The following is a 15,687-nucleotide window of genomic DNA, read 5'->3' as shown; positions in this document are numbered from 1 at the left end:
CTACTTTGCCTGTTGCAGGTAGGCGAGGATGATGTCCGCGGTTTCCTCGGGAGCGCTGACATGGGGGAGGTGGCCGGTGGCTTCCATCTGCACCAGCGTGCTTTGCGGGAGGTGTTCCTGCAGGTAGCGGCCCACATGGTCCGGGGCGAGCAGGTCCGCGGAGGCCTGCATGATCAGCGCGGGGACTGAGACCCGGGGCAGCAGGCTGCGGACGTCGCTCAGGAAAGCCACGCGGGCAAACTGGCGGGCAATGCCCGGGTTGACCCGGCAGAAACTGCCTTCGAGTTCGGCGCCCAAAGCCGGAGCTGCCGGGTTGCCCATGATCACCGGCGCCATGGTGGCGGCCCAGACGAGGTAATTGGTGTCCAGGGATTCGAGGAGGTCATCGAGGTCGGCGCGGCTGAAGCCGCCTTCGTAGCCGTCCTCGGGGTAGTCCATGTAGCTGGGTGACGGTGCAACCAGGACGATGCGGGCAAGGCGCTCGGCGGCGGTGGCGCCGGCGGCAATGGCCATCATGGCGCTGACGCTGTGGCCGATGAAGGTGACGTCCTGCAGGTCCAGGTCTTCGCACAGTTCCAGGACATCGGCGACGTAGCCGTCCAAGGTGGCGTACTTGGCCGGGGTGTAGGCGGCGAGATCGGAACCGCCGGCACCGACGTGGTCGAAGAGAACCACTTTGTATTCATCGGTGAAACGCGGCAGTACCCGGGACCACATGCCCTGGTCGCAGCCGAAACCGTGGGCGAAAAGCAGTACCGGTCCGTCCGCTCGTCCCAGGACGCGAACATTGTTCCGGGTGCGGATATCTGTCTTCATTTACCTGTACGCCTGCTTTTCTTCTTATGCCGTGCCCGCATTGCCGTGAGCGGAGTCTCAGCAAACATTACAGGTGTAATACCGCTTAAACGGCCAGCCGGGCCGCGGACGGAAATGCTGTTCGGCGGGGCTGTCGGTAATGCAGGGAAAACGGGTTGGCCTGGGCCGCATTCACCGACCGAACGTGCCGTGGTTACCGTTTGTTTCCCGGCAAACGGTCTTTACGGCACTTGCGCCACGGCATAGCGGAGCTCGGCAGCGCCGCCGTTGAACTGCGTGCTGGCGATCAGCCGCATGGGTGCGGTGGGGCCGGCCACCGGAAGCAGGCGCCGCCCGCTGCCCAATGCCACCGGCATGTAGGTGACCCACAGTTCGTCCAGCAGCCCGGCCTCGGCGAACTGTGCCGCCACATTGCCGCCGCCCACCACCCAGATGTTCCCTTCTCCCGCCGCGTCCCGAGCCTCCCGGAGCACCTCGCGGACGTCGCCGGAGGCAAACCGGACGTCCCCCTCCGCCGGGCCGGACTCTTCCCCGTGCGTCAGCACCCAGCACGGCTGGGCGTACTCCCAGCTGTCCGGTTGCTCCGCCCGGACCCAGCGGTAGGTTTCCGCCCCCATGACCACCGCGCCGACGTCGGCCATAAACCGGTCGTAGTGGTCCTGGAACGCCTCGAAACCGAACTGGAGCAGCCAGTCCAAACGGTTGTCATCGGTGGCAATAAAACCGTCAAGGGAGGACGCGACGTAATAGATGACCTTGGGCATGGGATGAGGATAGCCCGTGGCCTCGGGAGGGGCGTAGGGTCAGGCGGACCTGGCCGGCCGGAATAAACGGATTCCGCCTAGAAGGGATATCCGGCAATTCCGGGCCGCATGGTCAGCCACTGCGTTTCGGTAAACGCTTCGATGTTGGCGCCCGCCCCGCCGAAACGGGAACCCGTGCCGGAGGCGCCCATCCCGCCGAACGGTGAATTGGCTTCATCGGAGACGGTTTGTTCGTTAATGTGCACTTTTCCCGAGATCATGCGGTCTGCCACCTCCATCGCCAACCCCACCTCACCCAGTACGCCCACGGAAAGGCCGTATTCGGAGGCATTGGCCAGCTCGACCGCCTCATCGACGGTCGAGAACCCCAGCACGGGGGCCACCGGACCGAAGATCTCCTCCGTCCAGGCGGGGTTGTCCGGCGTCAGCTCCGTCAAGACAGTGGGCTGGTAGAAGAGGCCCTCATAGTTTCCACCTGCCGCAATCCGGGCACCGGCGTCCTTGGCCGCCCGTACCAGGCGATCAATGTTGTCGCGCTGGCGCTCGTCGATGATCGGGCCCAGCGCCACGCTGCCGGTGTGCGGATCACCGACCGGCAGCGCCCTGGCTTTGGCCGAGAGCCTGTCGATGTACTCCTCCAGCAGGGATTCGTGGACCAGGTGGCGTCCGGTGGTCATGCAGATCTGTCCCTGGTGCATGAAGGAACCGAAGGCGCCGGCAGACGCGGCCAGTTCAATGTCGGCGCCGGGCAGCACGATCAAGGCGTTGTTGCCGCCCAGCTCCAGGTGGGCGCGCTTGAGCAGGCGGCCCGCAGTCTCGCCGACCTTGCGCCCGGCCGCCGTGGAACCCGTGAAGGAGATGATGCGTACCTCCGGCGCTTCCACCAGGGCCTGCCCAACGTCGGCACCCCCGGGGAGCAGCTGCAGGACGCCGGCAGGAAGGCCGGCCAGTTCGAAGATGCGCATGATGGACACGCCGCCGGAGACGCTGGTGCGGGGGTCCGGCTTCAGCAGTACGGCGTTGCCGAGCGCCAGGGCCGGCGCCACCGACCGGATGGAGAGGATCAGGGGGAAGTTGAAGGGGGAAATCACCGAAACGACGCCGGCAGCCCGGCGCCGCGCGAAGGACCAGCGGTTTTCATTGGAGGTCAGCACTTCCCCGGCAGGGTGGGCGGGAAGCGCAGCCGCTTCGAAACATTCGTTGGCGGCAATGTGGGTCTCCAGCGCCGCCTTTGCCTCGATTCCGCCGGTTTCGCGAATGATCCATCCTTGGATCTCCTTGGCGTGGTCCTCGAAAAGCATCCCCGCCCGCCGCAGCACCGCGGCACGCTCCTCCGGCTTGGTCTGTGCCCATGCCTGCTGCGCGGCAGCCGCCCGGGTTGCGGCGGCAAGGGCATCGGCGCGGTCCGCTGCCCCAACGGCACCCAGGACAAGCCCGGTGGAGGGTTCGACGACGTCGATAACGCCGCCGGACCCGGCCGTCCAGGAATCGGTGTGGATTTTTCCGTGCCAGGCGGATGTGGCGAGGATGGACATGGCTGCTCCTAGATTGCGGTGAAACAAGATGGCTGCGAAGGATTGGTTCCCTTGCGGGAGGGATCAGGCCGGGGTGGAGGCACCTTGACCGGGTGGTGTTTCTGCCGGGGTGGAACCCGCTGCCGCAGAGGCCGGACGCACGGCCCGCGTCTTGCGGCGCTGCACCAGCGTGGCGGCTGAGACGGCGATCAGCAAAGCTACCCCGTTGAAGACGTTCGTAACCCAGGTCTTGGCGCCCAGGATGACCAGCCCGTTGGCTCCGACGGCAAGCAGGTACACGCCCGTTACAGTGCCCCAGACGTTGAAGTAGCCGGCACGGATGGCCGTGGCGCCCAGGAACGCAGCGGCGTAGGCCGGCAGCAGGAATTCCGGGCCAAGGTCCGGCGTCGCATTTCCAGCGCGGGAAGCCTGCAGCGTTCCGGCAAGTCCGCCGAGCAGTCCGGCGCCGATGAAGGCCGCGGCCAGGTATCTCTTGGTGCGCACCCCGGACAGTTCGGCGGCGTCGCGCCCCAAACCGGTGGCCCGCAGGTATCGGCCGAAGGGAGTGCGTTCCAGGACAAACCAGAGGATGAGGGCCGCGGCGAGGAAATAGAACACAACTACCTGCAGCCCGCCGGGCAGGCGGAGCCCGGTCAGGGCCGAGAACGCATCCGAGGAATGGGTGATCAGCGTGGAATTGGTCAGCAGCAGGTTCAAACCGGCCAGGATGGTGGCCATGCCCAAGGTCGCAATAAAGGCGTTGACGCCGACGACGATGGTCATGAACGCGTTGATGGCGCCGATCAGCATTCCCAGGGCAAGCGTGGCGAGCAGGATCAGCGGCAGCGGCAGGCCGGTACCGGCCAGGACTATTCCGGTGATGGTGCAGATACCGAGGTTGGCACCCACGGAAAGATCGAACTCTCCGGCGGCCAGCGGCAGGATGACGGCCAGTGCCAGGATGCCCGGGACCGCCTGGTCGGCGAGGATTTGCCGGAAGTTGCCGGACGTCGCGAAGGTATCCGGCATAAGCAGCGCGAAGACGGCGATCATCAGTACCAGGAAGACCACGATGCCGTAGTTCTTCATGAGGATGCCGGGGTTGAGGCGGAGGTTCACTGTAGAGGCTCCTTGGTGGGGTGTGCGTAGTAGGTGGGGCGGGGCCTAAGCCGGTGCGCCGGTCTGGCAGGCGAGGGCGATTCCGTCCTCGGTGATTTCCGGCCCGGAGAGCTCCGCGGCGATCCGGCCGCGGTCCAGGACCACCACGCGGTCGGCCAGGCCGACGAAGTCGTCGTAGTCGGTGCTGGCAACCAGGACCGCCACGCCGTCGTCGGCAAGTTCCTTGAGCAGCCGGCTGATCTCCTGCCGGGCCAGTGCGTCAACGCCCTGGGAGGGTTCATCCAGCAGCAGCAGCAACGGCGTGCCGCTCGCTGCGCGTGCGACAACCACTTTCTGCTGGTTGCCGCCGGAGAGGCTGCGCACAGGTGCGGCGAGGGACGCGGTCTTCACCAGGAAGCGGCGGGAGAGGTCCTCCGCGGCGGCCTTCTCCGCAGCGCGGTTTATGACCGGTCCGCGGGTATACCGGCGGAGGCGCCCGAGCGTCAGGTTTTCCCCGACCCCCAGGTCCAGGACGACGCCGTCCCGCCGGCGGTTTTGCGGAACGCAGGCCACCCCTGTCGTGATTGCGGCTGCAGGGGAATCCGGTGCGTACGGCTTGCCGGCCAAGGTCATGGACCCGGCGGAGGGCTGTTGGGCACCGGCGATCAGGCGGACCAGTTCGCTGCGGCCGCAGCCGACCAGGCCCGTAACCCCCACGATCTCGCCGGCGTGCACATCGAGGTCGATGCCGTCCAGCCGGGGTCCGCTGAGTGCACGGGTGCTCAGCAGCACCGGGCCTTCGCGTTCCTCGGCGCTGCGGACGGCGGGGGACTCCAATTCGCGGCCGATGACCAGGGAAACGACCGCGGCAGCGTCACGTTCGCCCAGCGGCTCGTCCGCAACGAGCAGGCCGTCGCGGAGCACGGCGACGTTGTCCGCGATGCGGCGGACCTCCTCGATCCGGTGGCTGACATAGACGGCGGTTCCGCCGTGGCCGCGCAGCATGTCCAACAGGGCCAGCACGCGGTCTGCCTCGTGCGCGGGCAGCGAGGCGGTGGGCTCGTCCAGGATCAGGATGTTGCGGCGGAGCGCGTCGACGTCGGCGGGGGCGCCGTCGTCGACGCTGCCGGAGCGGTGCTGGAAGGCACGGGCGATCCCCACCATGGTGCGGGTGGAGGGGGTGAGGTCACCGACCAGCCTGCCGGGATGTTCGTCGATGCCCAGAAGTTCCAACGTGGCTGCCACGTGGGCGTGTTCCTTCCGGAGCTTCACCGGGGAAAAAGCGGTGCGGGTAAAGAACCCGTCGGAAAGCGCAAAGTTGTCGGCGATGGTCAGCGCGTCCACGAGCCCCAGGTCCTGGTGAAGGAAGCGCAGGCCTGCGGCGTGTGCGGCCGCGGGTGTAAGCGGCAGTTGCAGGTCCTTGCCGCGGACCGAAAGGCTTCCGCCCGGATCCGGCGCGTAGACCCCGGCCAGGATCTTGATCAGCGTCGACTTTCCGGAGCCGTTCATGCCCAACAGTGCGGTCACTTTGCCGGTCTGGATGTCGAGGCTGACGCCGTCGAGGGCCCGTTGTCCGGTAAAGGTCTTGCTGATTCCGCGGATGCTCAGGGCTGCGGTGTGCTCCATGGGTACTCCTGAATGTGTGGCAGCGGGAAAGCGGTATACGGCCGGCCCGGATAACCGGGCCGGCCGCGTGGGTTCCGCGGAAACTAGCCCGCGTTCTCCCACAGAGCCGTGAAGGCTGACTTCCAGTCGGAGTCACCCGTCCACGGCAGCTCGGGCAGGGTCTCCTGCAGCACCATGCGTTTGGGCATTTCGATGATCTGGTGCCCGCTGGCACCGTTGGCGAAGAGATTGTTCATCTCATGCACGGACAGGTAGCCCGTGTGCTCCATCGGCTTGATGACGTCCGCGAACTGGCTCTTGCCGTCCTTGATCAGGTTCAGGTTGGCGGAGTTGCCGTCGTAGGAGACCATCTTGATCTTCTCGCCGTTGGCACTACGCTCCACGGTGGCCTGGGTGGAGACGACGGCGGCACCGGTGTGGGTCCAGATGTAGTCGATGTCCGGGTTGGCGGTCAGGGTGGCCTGGATCTGCGGCGGCAGTCCGGACTGCAGCTGGGACATCTGCGTTTCGATGGTCTCGACGATCTCGCAGCCGGAGCAAAGCTCGGGGAGCCACTTCTCGAACGCCTCGGTGCGCGCCGTGATGGACGGGAAAGCCGGGTCGGTGGTGAGCAGGATCTTCGCGTCTCCGCCGCTGTCCTGGGCGATGGCAGCAGCCATCATCTTGCCCGAGACCTCCTCATCCGGCACAACCTCGACATCGAAGCGGTCATCGGCAGGGGACATGCTGTTGACCAGGAAAATGCCGGCTTCCCGGGCCTGCTTCAGCGAAGCATCGATCTGGTCACCTACGGCGGCGGTGAAGATGATGCCGTCGGCACCGAGCTGGATCGCCTGGTCGATGGCCTGGCGGGCTTTTTCCGGATTGCCGGCCGGATCGATCATGCGGGTTTCCCAGCCAAGGGATTCAGCCGCTTCCATGGCAGCGTCGGCTCCGCGGGCGCAGGCTTCCGACGAATAGGTGCAGGGAATGACCACGATGCTCTTGTCTTTCGCGATGGCCGCGGACTCCGTCGGTACCTCTTCTTCGAGGGGCTTCTGGAAGTCGGTGAGCATGGTCTCGAGCGCCGCTGTGTCCACGGACGAGGAACCGGTCTCGGCGGCGTCGGACGCAGTGCCGGCATCGTCACCGCAGGCGGCAAGGGACAGGACCAGTGCCGGGACAGCGAGCAGCCCGAGCAGGTGGCGGGGAGAGGTTTTCATAGGGTCCGGAGCCTTTCGGAAATGACACTGGGTGTGATGTAGCTCCCACTGTCACCGGCAGGGCAGGCCCGCTGAAGGCCTGGTCCGGAACAGACAAGCCGATGTCCGGATTCGGCAAGGTTCACACTCCGGAAAGGGCCGGCTTAGTCCGCCTGGCGTGCCGCCGCTGAAACGCGGGCGTCGCGGGGAGTGCAGCCGTACTCCAGGCGGAACGCCCGGGAGAAGTGGGCGGCCGAAACGAATCCGACGGACGCCGCGACTGCTGCGATGGAGGTGGCGGCGTGGGCCGGATTTGCCAGCAGCTCCTGGGCGCGGGTCAGCCGGGTCTCCAGCACATACCGAGCCGGGCTGGTACCAGCCTCGGCGAAGACCCGGGTCAGGTGGCGTTCGCTGATTCCCACCGCACGGGCTATCTGGGCCAGGGACAGGGCCGGCCGGCCCAGATGTGCACCGATGTAATCGCGGGCGGCTGCGAGATAGGCCAGCGAAGGCGCGGCTCCGGGCTCGCCGGTAATGATGGAGAACATTTCCAGCACGCTCCGTTCCAGCTCGTCCGTATCTTCAACCGGATCCCGGAAAGCCCCTAGTACAGCGTTGGCCGTGGTGTTTGCGTGCGTGGCGGCGGGTGACCCGGCGATGCGGAGTACCCGCGGACGGAAGTACTCCTCGCGTGCCGACTGCTCGCGCAGCACCGTGCGGGGTACCTCCACGATGACCTGGCGCATATCCGTGGAAAAGCCGTACATAAAAGGCCGGTTGGCGTCATAAACGACAGCTTCGCCCGCGGCCAGGGTTTCGCAGCCGGCGTCGTGGTAGAAAAACGCCTTCCCCTCGAGCAGCAGGCAGAGCATCACGGCGTCGACCGGGTTCCTGCGGATATTCTCCGGCGCGCGTTCAATCACATGGTCATTCCCAATGATGTGCGTCAGCCGGATCCGGGGCAGCGCAAGGTTGTTCTGGGTGGCCAGGAGGCTGCGTTCCGAGAGGGTGCTGCAGCGCAGCCCGAACAGCGCCTGCTCGTTGTACTCCTCCCACAAATCCAGCCGTTGGCGCAGCGGCGCCTGTGCGGTGGAAAACCGGCTGGTCCGGCGGGCTCCTTCAAGGGGGTCGAGAGGTGCGGAATCGTTCATTGGAACGGGAATCGGCACGGCCGAGCCTCCAATCGGGCATCTTTGTCACGAATCAGGAGCAATGCACCCAAGGGTACGTGAATGTGGTGCACGTCACTATACGGAAGTATGAGGTGGAGATGGCGCACCTGGTGCCTGCTGTGTCGCCCCCGGGTTCCCGGGGCGGGCACTCAATGCAATAGTGTGGCCGTATCGTAAGCATGCTGATTACAGGAGGCTTCCATGAGTGAGCGGCTCGTAGCGGATCTGATTGTCGAACGCCTGAAGGCCTGGAATGTGGACCGGGTGTTCGGCTACAGCGGAGACGGCATCAACACGGTCCTGGGTGCGATGCGCCGCAGCGGCGACCCCGAGTTCATCCAGGTCCGGCACGAGGAAAACGCGGCCTTCATGGCGGTGGGGCATGCAAAGTACACCGGCGGGGTAGGGGTGATGATGTCCACCCAGGGGCCCGGTGCCATCCATCTGCTCAACGGCCTGTACGACGCCCGGCTGGACGGGGCACCCGTGGTGGCCATCGTCGGGCAGCAGTCCCGCAGCGTGCTGGGGTCCTCCTACATGCAGGAAGTGGACCTGATGAACCTGACGCGGGATGTTGCCTCGGCGTTCCGCCAGCAGATCAATTCCCCCGAGCAGGTCCCACTGGTGCTGGACCGCGCGTTCAAGAAGGCGCTGGCCACCGGCACGCCCGCCGTCGTCATCATCCCGCATGACGTGCAGCAGGCCCCGGCCCCGGAACTGGAACAGGAGCACGGCATCCTCAACACCGTTCCGGTGTTCAGCCCCGCGCGGACCTCGCCGGACCCGGCGGACATCCGGGCCGCCGCGGACCTGATCAATTCCGGCGAGCGGGTGGCCCTGCTCGTGGGGCAGGGTGCACGGGACGCCCGCGCCCAGGTCGCCGCCCTGGCCGAGAAGATCGGTGCGGGCATCACCACCAGCCTGCTCGGCAAGCCGTACGTGGATGAAACCCTGCCGCTGGCCGCCGGAACCATGGGACACCTTGGCACCAGTTCCGCCGGCTACGTGATGGACAACTGCGACACCCTGCTGATCATCGGATCCAGCGACCCGTGGACCGAGTTCTACCCCAAGCCGGGGACGGCGCGCGGGGTGCAGATTGACCGGGACGCTTCCGCGATCGGGAACCGTTACCCGGTGGAGGTCGGCATCACCGGAGACACCGTAGCCACCCTGGACGCCCTGATCCCGTTGCTGGAAGCTAAACCGGAGGCTCCCTGGCGGCGGCAGGTGGAGGAAAGCGTGCGCCGTTGGCACGAACTGGCCCGGGTGCGGGCGATGACGCCCGCCGATCCGGTGAACCCCGAACGCGTGGTCTACGAGCTGAACCGGCGCCTGCCGGACAACGCGCAGGTGGCGGTCGACGTCGGCAGCTCCGTGTACTGGTACGCGCGGCAGCTGCACCTTCCGGAGGGCGTGCCGGCGCACCTGTCCAGCACGCTGGCCAGCATGGGCTGCGCCGTGCCGTACGGACTGGCCGCGAAGCTGGCGTATCCGGACCGGCCGGTGGTGGCGCTCTCCGGGGACGGTGCCATGCAGATGGCCGGGGTGACCGAACTGATCACCCTGAGCCGGCTCTGGCAGAAGTGGGAGGATCCGCGGTTCGTTCTCTGCGTGCTGAACAACCGCGAGCTGGCCGAGGTCACCTGGGAGCAGCGCGAAATGGAGGGCGATCCGCGGTTCGAGGACAGCCAGTCGCTGCCGGACTTCAAGTACGCCGAGTACGCCAAGCTGCTGGGACTGGAAAGCATCCGGGTGGAGGATCCGGAGCTCCTGGGGGAGGCCTGGGACGTGGCGCTCGCCGCCACCCGGCCGTTCCTGATCGAAGTGGTCACCGATCCCGCGGTGCCGCTGCTTCCTCCCTTCCCCAGCGGTGCGGCACAGGCCGAAACCATGAAGGACGGCCTGGCGCAGGAGGGCGCCGCGGGCGAGCATTCACGCCGGCTGCTGGACATCTACCTCGAGCAGGAAGAGGGCCTGTACCGGGACCTCTGAGCCGGCCGGGGCCGGAAACAACCCGGCATACCGGAACGGGCGCACCCGCGGTGGGTGCGCCCGTTCCTCCTTTCGGTGCCCGTCCTACGTGCGGGTCGGCGCGCCGAGCTCCACGGGTTCTTCATCATTCAGGTACGCGGATTCGGAGTGCGCCATGAGGTCGATGCCCTTGAGTTCACTCTCTTCGGGGATGCGCAGGCCGATGGTCAGCTGCAGAACCTTGGCAATCAGCCAGGTCACCACGAAGGAGTAGACCAGTACGGCTCCGCAGGCGACTGCCTGGCTGCCGAGCAGGGAGAAGCCGCCGCCGTAGAAGAGGCCGCTGACCCCGTTGGGTGCAGCCTCGGTGGCGAACAGGCCAATCAGGAGGGTGCCCAGCAGGCCGCCGACGGCGTGTACCGCCACCACGTCCAGCGAGTCATCGAAGCCAAGGCGGAACTTCAATTCGATGGCCAGGGAGCAGACCAGCCCGGCGATCGCACCGATGGCGACGGCGCCCAGGGGGCTTACCGCCCCGCAGGCCGGAGTAATGGCCACCAGGGCGGCGATCAGGCCCGACGCCGCGCCAAGGCTCGAGGAGCGTCCCAGCCGCAGGCGTTCCATCAGCATCCAGCCAAGCATGCCCGCAGCTGCCGCGACTGCCGTGTTGAGGAAGACGACGGCTGCTGAGTGCCCGGCGCTGAGGGCGGACCCGGCGTTGAAGCCGTACCACCCGATCCAGAGCAGGCTTGCTCCCAGCAGGATCAGCGGCCGGCTGTGCGGCTGGCCGTGCGAGTGCGGCCAGCCTTTGCTGCGGCCCAGGACCAGTGCCAGGGCCAGGGCGGCAACGCCGGCGTTCAGGTGCACCGCGGTGCCGCCGGCGAAGTCGATGGCGCCCAGCTGGTTGGCGATCCAGCCGCCGACGACGGTGCCTTCCGCGTTGTCGAAGGCGAACACCCAGTGTGCCACCGGGAAGTAGACCAGCGTGGCCCAGAGTCCGGCGAAGACCATCCAGGCGCCGAACTTCATCCGTCCGGCTGCGGACCCGGCAACCAGGGCGGTGGTTACGCACGCGAACATCAGCTGGAAGGCAGCGAACAGGGCCACCGGGATGGCCGCGGCCGGATCTTCAGTAAGGAGTGCGGAGAGGCCGAGGTATTCCAGCGGGTCGCCCAGCAGGCCCATGCCGCCCAGCGAGTCGCCGAACGCTGCGGAATAGCCGTAAAGCACCCAAAGGACGGCCACGAGGCTGGCCCCGCCAAAGCACATCATCATCATGTTCAGGATCCGCCGTGAGCCCACCATGCCGCCGTAGAAGAAGGCGATCCCGGGGATCATCAGGCAGACCAATGCGGAACTGGCCAGCAGCCAGGCTGTGTTTCCAGAGTCCATGGAGGTACTCCCGTTCGGGTTGTGCGCCCGTTCCTGCCTCTGCCGATGCAGCCGGGCGGAGAATATGGACGGGCCAGCCCCCCGCGGCTGACCGGCACCCCGGTACCGGCGGCGCTGGTTTAAGCATGGGGCCGGTATGTTACGGCCGGGAGCGCCTCCAGGTTAGCGCTGCGTTAACGCGGTCTGGATGTCTGCTGGGAGGTTTCTGGACGTGCACGGCGGGTTGCGGGCGCGGCTGGTGGACTACGCGGTGCGGGGCATGCCGCGGCCGAAGGCGAAGGCACGGACAATCTGGAGCACACCCAGGACCACAAGGAAGATCCCGCCGTAAATCACCAGGACCGCGAGGCTTTCCAGGGGGAGGAAGAGCACCACTATCCCGGCGAGGATGCTCAGGATCCCCAGCACAATGGCGAACCAGCGGGACCCGCCGCGGTCCGATTCGGCCAGGGCCATCACGCCCTCCACGATCCACGCAATCCCGATGATCAGCCCCAGCGCCGTCAGGGTTTCGGCGGGGTTCCGCATGGCAATGACGCCCACCACCAGGAGCGCCAGGCCCACCAGGATATTGAGGATTTTCAATCCCGCACCCAGCCCGGTGAAGATGCCCAGCAGGATGCGGACGGCGCCGGCAATGACGAAATACAGGCCGAAGAGGGCCGCCAGCACCTCAAGCGTCGCTCCGGGCCAGAAGAGGATCAGCAGCCCAAGGACCACGGAAACCACCCCGGTGATGCACAGTCCGAGGCGGATACCGCGGACGACGGATTTGGCCAGGTTCATGGCGTCCAACGCAAACCCGCCCTCTTGCTGGAACTCGCTGCCTGATGCGGACATCCTCAAGACCTCCAAAGATATTCCCCCATCGGCCCGGCTGGCCGGTCTCCCCAGTATCCGGTGCCAACGCCCGGCTTCTCTAGGGAACAGCCGCGGAACCAGCCGTTTGGACCCGGATCGTCGCTGCGGCCGGCCTGTGCCGGAGGGGTGGGTGCGCCCGTCAGGCGCCCAGCAGGTCCCGGACCTCGGCGTCGGTGGTCTGGCCGAACCGGCGGTACGCCAGTCCCACGGCGTCCAATCCGCTGCGCGGCCAGGGCACCACGACGTCGTCGGCCGGCGGGCTGAGCAGCTCCGCCGCACTGCCGCACGCCACCGGCGCAGCGGCGACCAGGCGGGCCGGGTCCAGCTGCCGGACCGCGCCAAGGGCCGCACGCATGGTCGCTCCGGTGGCCAACCCGTCATCCACCGCAATGACGGTGCAGCCGGCAATGCGCCGTTCCGGTGATCCTTGGCGGAACAGCTCCTCCCGGCTCCGGACCTCGCTGAGCTGCTGCTCGACGGCGGCCGCGAACAGCGCGTCCGCGTCCTGCGTGCGGCTGCGCCAATACCGGAGCACGTCCTCGTTGCGGACAATGCAGACCGTTCCAGCGATGCCGGCGACTGCGCCGGCCGCCAGTTCGGGCTGTTCCGGATAGCCGATCTTCCGCACCACCACCACATCCAGCGGCGCGGACAGCGCACGGGCCACCTCGGCTGCCACGGGAACCCCGCCGCGGGGGAGGCCCAGGACCAGCAGGTCCGGTGCACCCGCGTAGGGGAACAGCCCGACGGCGAGCGCGCGGCCGGCGTCGGCGCGGTCCTGCCAGCGCGGGGAGGGGGCGGAGTTCGAGAAAAACATGGGATGGGCGGATCCGGTGGGACGGAAAATCGGGTTCGGGTGCTCCTCCCAAGCTAGGGACCGCCGCAGGCACCGGCAAGGGGTCCACCCAACCCGCTGCGTTGGACGAACGCGAAGCCAAAGAATCAGGCCACGAGAACGATTCGTCAGCCTGGCAGGAGTCCGAGCCGCTCTACGGGCTCGGTAACGACCAACCCCACACTGCGGAAGCAACGGAAGCTGCCGCATTACGAGGTGGCGCGGAAGGAATACTGCAACTACGTGTATTCGCAGCACGCCCAAGGCGAATCGGAGCTTTCCTTCATCGTGAATGAGAAGGGACGCAGGGTAGGGATTGAGTCAATGGACCTCTTCACCGGACCCGTTTCACGAGCCAAGACTTATGGCACTGAGGAACAGCAATCGTGGTACGCGGCCAACGGGCGGCATATCTGGGGATCGTTCCGATATGCACTCTTCGGATGGGCGTCAGATGGCGGGGCAATTCACCGGAATCGTTTGGAAGGTGGGAATGTGCAGCAAGATCTTTATAGGGTGGAAGTACTGGCCGCCCTGAGGGCCAGCTGCCGCGCCCGGGTGCCCAGCCATTTGCCTCGTATAACCTCACAGAGTTGGTGCTGGCCGAGAACCCAAGATTCATACTGGCTAAGTGTGAGTGCGATTGGATCAATGGCCCCGCGAATTTCCTTGGTCGGCGCGATCCGGAACGAGTCGCAGCAACGATACTCACCCTTTCCCCGAGCTCACCAAAGGTGTTGCTACCCCTGATGAGTCTATGGATATCTGCCTGACTCTTGGCGATCTCGGCCAAAGTCACGGGTTCGATGTTGATCGTTGAAGTCGGTTCGGGATTAGCGGGATGCGGAGCAGTGAAGAAATAAGAAATGGGCCCGACTAGAGAACTAGTCGGGCCCATTCGCGGATAGTAGGGGATTCGAACCCCTGAGGGCGATTAACCCAACCCGGGTATCAACCGGGCGCAATAGGCCACTATGCGAACTATAGGGCGATCCTACCTGATCATTTCCTTCTTCGTGACAGGGCGCAGCTCGGATAGAATCCGATCTCGGGGGGAGCTGGCTGCTTACTGCTTAGTGGTGGCATGGGTGGATCCCTGTACCCAATAAAATCGCGAACAGTCAGGAATACCGTGGGAAGTTTTACCAAACACCGTTACTTATTGGCAGTATTCGTTATTGCTGGCCTGGCCCTCTCGGGCTGCTCGGCAAGCGAGAGCAACTCTAACAATGAAGGCCGTGGGGACTCGGAGGCCGCAGACGACTCAAGCGAGGATACTTTCACAGCCAAGGGGGTCCTCAGGGATCGAACCTTGCCCGGTTATCGAGTTGGCGAGGTATGTGACGGACCAAATGTATTCAACCTCCAAGACGGATACGAATTCAAGATTCAGGCTGAGGGGAAGACAGTGGCTATGGGCACGCTCCCATCGGGTACTTTTTCCAAGGAAGAAGGGAATTTCTGTGAGTTCGAGTTCTCAGTTGATGATGTTCCGGCGGGTCTCGGTTTCTACACCATCGACTTAGGGGAACGTAACGGCCACAAGGAGTTCTCAGAGGAAGAGATGAGAACTGGTGTGGTCACGAAGACCGAAAAATTCGAGGGTGGCATATAAAGCACATATCGGGTTCGTGAATGGCAGTTCGTCGCTGACGATCCCGCCCTGGATGCGTTCCAGACCCTCCTGAGCGCCGAGGCCTGCCCTGCCAGCGCTGAGTGTTTAGCCACCCAAACAGTCTAGGAGCGGGGTTGCCTTTGGCTGTGCATTGGTGGGGTCACGGGGCGTGGCCCCCCCTTGTATTCCTGCGCCTCCGCTGCTGCTGGTCCAAGAATGGGTGGGGGAAAGGCGGGCAATCGTAGGCTGTGCCTCCCCTACCTAGTTCGAGGTCGATGTCAGAATCTGCTGTATGGCTCAGTCCCCTGTCGCTATTCGTAAGCGCATTCCGCAGATGTTCGTCGGCTTTCTCATCCTCGGAACCACGCTGGCCGGGTGCGGTTCCACAGACTATTCCGACCACCACTTTGACACCATGGCAGAACTGTCTGATGCAGCGGCGGACGGGGGATTGGATTGCGGTAAAGATCTACTGACCCCTGTTGAAGAAGACAAGGTTGAAGAATCACTGGCGAAATACGATTGGGCCCAAGACGGCTATGGCAGCTCTTGCGTTCTGATGCTATTTGAGTCCGGCGTGAAGCGAGAAGAAATTGTGGAAAAAAACCTGGATCCTGACGAAGCCACCCTGGTCGGCGGTAACTGGGCAATCAGTGGTGGGCAGTACTCCATTGAGGCGTTGGCAAAGGAAATGGGTGGGGAATTGATCCAACCTTAGGTTGGGCACCTTGGTTATTTCTCCTGGCAAATCCGGAGAGGGGAAAACGGGTTCGGGTGCTCCTCCCAAGCTAGGGACCGCCGCAGGCACCGGCAAGGGGTCCACCCAACCCGCTGCGTTG

At 65.4% G+C, this 15,687-nt stretch carries 13 protein-coding genes and 1 tRNA gene; 3 read left to right on the top strand and 11 right to left on the bottom strand.

Features of this window, described 5'->3' with window-relative positions:
• The 7 genes from N2L00_RS14345 to N2L00_RS14315 all read right to left on the bottom strand — a co-directional run bounded on the left by N2L00_RS14345 (nt 1) and on the right by N2L00_RS14315 (nt 8,150).
• Nucleotides 1–816: an alpha/beta fold hydrolase gene (locus N2L00_RS14345; RefSeq protein ID WP_255765198.1), complete on the bottom strand. Its 816-nt coding sequence runs from the start codon at nt 814–816 to the stop codon at nt 1–3.
• Between the two features lie 221 nt (nt 817–1,037).
• Nucleotides 1,038–1,580, bottom strand: coding sequence for a dihydrofolate reductase family protein (locus N2L00_RS14340; RefSeq protein WP_255862432.1), 543 nt, complete (start codon nt 1,578–1,580; stop codon nt 1,038–1,040).
• Nucleotides 1,581–1,657: 77 nt separating this feature from the next.
• Nucleotides 1,658–3,115, bottom strand: coding sequence for a benzaldehyde dehydrogenase (locus N2L00_RS14335; protein ID WP_255862433.1), 1,458 nt, complete (start codon nt 3,113–3,115; stop codon nt 1,658–1,660).
• 63 nt (nt 3,116–3,178) lie between these two features.
• Complete coding sequence (locus N2L00_RS14330; protein WP_255765195.1) at nt 3,179–4,213, bottom strand: ABC transporter permease; 1,035 nt, start codon at nt 4,211–4,213, stop codon at nt 3,179–3,181.
• A 45-nt stretch (nt 4,214–4,258) separates the two neighbouring features.
• Nucleotides 4,259–5,818 (bottom strand): sugar ABC transporter ATP-binding protein, encoded by a 1,560-nt coding sequence (locus N2L00_RS14325; protein ID WP_255765194.1) that lies wholly within the window; start codon nt 5,816–5,818, stop codon nt 4,259–4,261.
• Nucleotides 5,819–5,901: 83 nt separating this feature from the next.
• A complete protein-coding gene (locus N2L00_RS14320; RefSeq protein WP_255862434.1) occupies nt 5,902–7,020 on the bottom strand; it encodes a sugar ABC transporter substrate-binding protein in 1,119 nt (372 codons plus the stop codon).
• 143 nt (nt 7,021–7,163) lie between these two features.
• On the bottom strand, nt 7,164–8,150 hold the full coding sequence (locus N2L00_RS14315) for a helix-turn-helix domain-containing protein (RefSeq protein WP_255862435.1): 987 nt from the start codon (nt 8,148–8,150) through the stop codon (nt 7,164–7,166).
• Nucleotides 8,151–8,372: 222 nt separating this feature from the next.
• Here N2L00_RS14315 and N2L00_RS14310 point away from each other — a divergent pair, with 222 nt between their 5' ends.
• Nucleotides 8,373–10,166, top strand: a complete 1,794-nt coding sequence (locus tag N2L00_RS14310) for a thiamine pyrophosphate-requiring protein (RefSeq protein ID WP_255862436.1) — start codon at nt 8,373–8,375, stop codon at nt 10,164–10,166.
• 84 nt (nt 10,167–10,250) lie between these two features.
• Here the strand turns inward: N2L00_RS14310 and N2L00_RS14305 are convergent, their stop codons facing one another.
• The 4 genes from N2L00_RS14305 to N2L00_RS14290 form a co-directional block, all read right to left on the bottom strand.
• The gene (locus N2L00_RS14305; RefSeq protein WP_255862437.1) at nt 10,251–11,537 is read right to left on the bottom strand and encodes an ammonium transporter; all 1,287 of its coding nucleotides are present in this window, start codon (nt 11,535–11,537) and stop codon (nt 10,251–10,253) included.
• Nucleotides 11,538–11,780: 243 nt separating this feature from the next.
• Nucleotides 11,781–12,377: an HdeD family acid-resistance protein gene (locus tag N2L00_RS14300; protein WP_255862438.1), complete on the bottom strand. Its 597-nt coding sequence runs from the start codon at nt 12,375–12,377 to the stop codon at nt 11,781–11,783.
• Between the two features lie 160 nt (nt 12,378–12,537).
• A complete protein-coding gene (locus N2L00_RS14295; RefSeq protein WP_255862439.1) occupies nt 12,538–13,215 on the bottom strand; it encodes a phosphoribosyltransferase in 678 nt (225 codons plus the stop codon).
• A gap of 919 nt (nt 13,216–14,134) precedes the next feature.
• Nucleotides 14,135–14,218 (bottom strand) — tRNA-Ile (locus N2L00_RS14290).
• A gap of 177 nt (nt 14,219–14,395) precedes the next feature.
• On the opposite strand from N2L00_RS14290, the gene N2L00_RS14285 reads away from it, so the two are divergent.
• Both N2L00_RS14285 and N2L00_RS14280 read left to right on the top strand, forming a co-directional pair.
• On the top strand, nt 14,396–14,848 hold the full coding sequence (locus tag N2L00_RS14285; protein WP_255862440.1) for a hypothetical protein: 453 nt from the start codon (nt 14,396–14,398) through the stop codon (nt 14,846–14,848).
• A gap of 292 nt (nt 14,849–15,140) precedes the next feature.
• Nucleotides 15,141–15,566, top strand: a complete 426-nt coding sequence (locus N2L00_RS14280; protein ID WP_255862441.1) for a hypothetical protein — start codon at nt 15,141–15,143, stop codon at nt 15,564–15,566.
• Nucleotides 15,567–15,687 lie beyond the last annotated feature (121 nt).

It is taken from the genome of Arthrobacter sp. zg-Y1171 (assembly GCF_025244845.1).
GTDB lineage: Bacteria > Actinomycetota > Actinomycetes > Actinomycetales > Micrococcaceae > Arthrobacter_B.
Note: the sequence above shows the minus strand (reverse complement) of the source record. Positions and strands in the feature narration are given on the sequence as shown.

What these genes read in the sequence shown, in the direction of transcription:
- N2L00_RS14320 (WP_255862434.1), bottom strand. Translation starts at nt 7,020, where the DNA reads ATGAAAACCTCTCCCCGCCACCTGCTCGGGCTGCTCGCTGTCCCGGCA.
- N2L00_RS14340 (WP_255862432.1), bottom strand. Translation starts at nt 1,580, where the DNA reads ATGCCCAAGGTCATCTATTACGTCGCGTCCTCCCTTGACGGTTTTATT.
- N2L00_RS14310 (WP_255862436.1), top strand. Translation starts at nt 8,373, where the DNA reads ATGAGTGAGCGGCTCGTAGCGGATCTGATTGTCGAACGCCTGAAGGCC.
- N2L00_RS14315 (WP_255862435.1), bottom strand. Translation starts at nt 8,150, where the DNA reads ATGAACGATTCCGCACCTCTCGACCCCCTTGAAGGAGCCCGCCGGACC.
- N2L00_RS14300 (WP_255862438.1), bottom strand. Translation starts at nt 12,377, where the DNA reads ATGTCCGCATCAGGCAGCGAGTTCCAGCAAGAGGGCGGGTTTGCGTTG.
- N2L00_RS14345 (WP_255765198.1), bottom strand. Translation starts at nt 816, where the DNA reads ATGAAGACAGATATCCGCACCCGGAACAATGTTCGCGTCCTGGGACGA.
- N2L00_RS14305 (WP_255862437.1), bottom strand. Translation starts at nt 11,537, where the DNA reads ATGGACTCTGGAAACACAGCCTGGCTGCTGGCCAGTTCCGCATTGGTC.
- N2L00_RS14295 (WP_255862439.1), bottom strand. Translation starts at nt 13,215, where the DNA reads ATGTTTTTCTCGAACTCCGCCCCCTCCCCGCGCTGGCAGGACCGCGCC.
- N2L00_RS14280 (WP_255862441.1), top strand. Translation starts at nt 15,141, where the DNA reads ATGGCTCAGTCCCCTGTCGCTATTCGTAAGCGCATTCCGCAGATGTTC.
- N2L00_RS14335 (WP_255862433.1), bottom strand. Translation starts at nt 3,115, where the DNA reads ATGTCCATCCTCGCCACATCCGCCTGGCACGGAAAAATCCACACCGAT.
- N2L00_RS14325 (WP_255765194.1), bottom strand. Translation starts at nt 5,818, where the DNA reads ATGGAGCACACCGCAGCCCTGAGCATCCGCGGAATCAGCAAGACCTTT.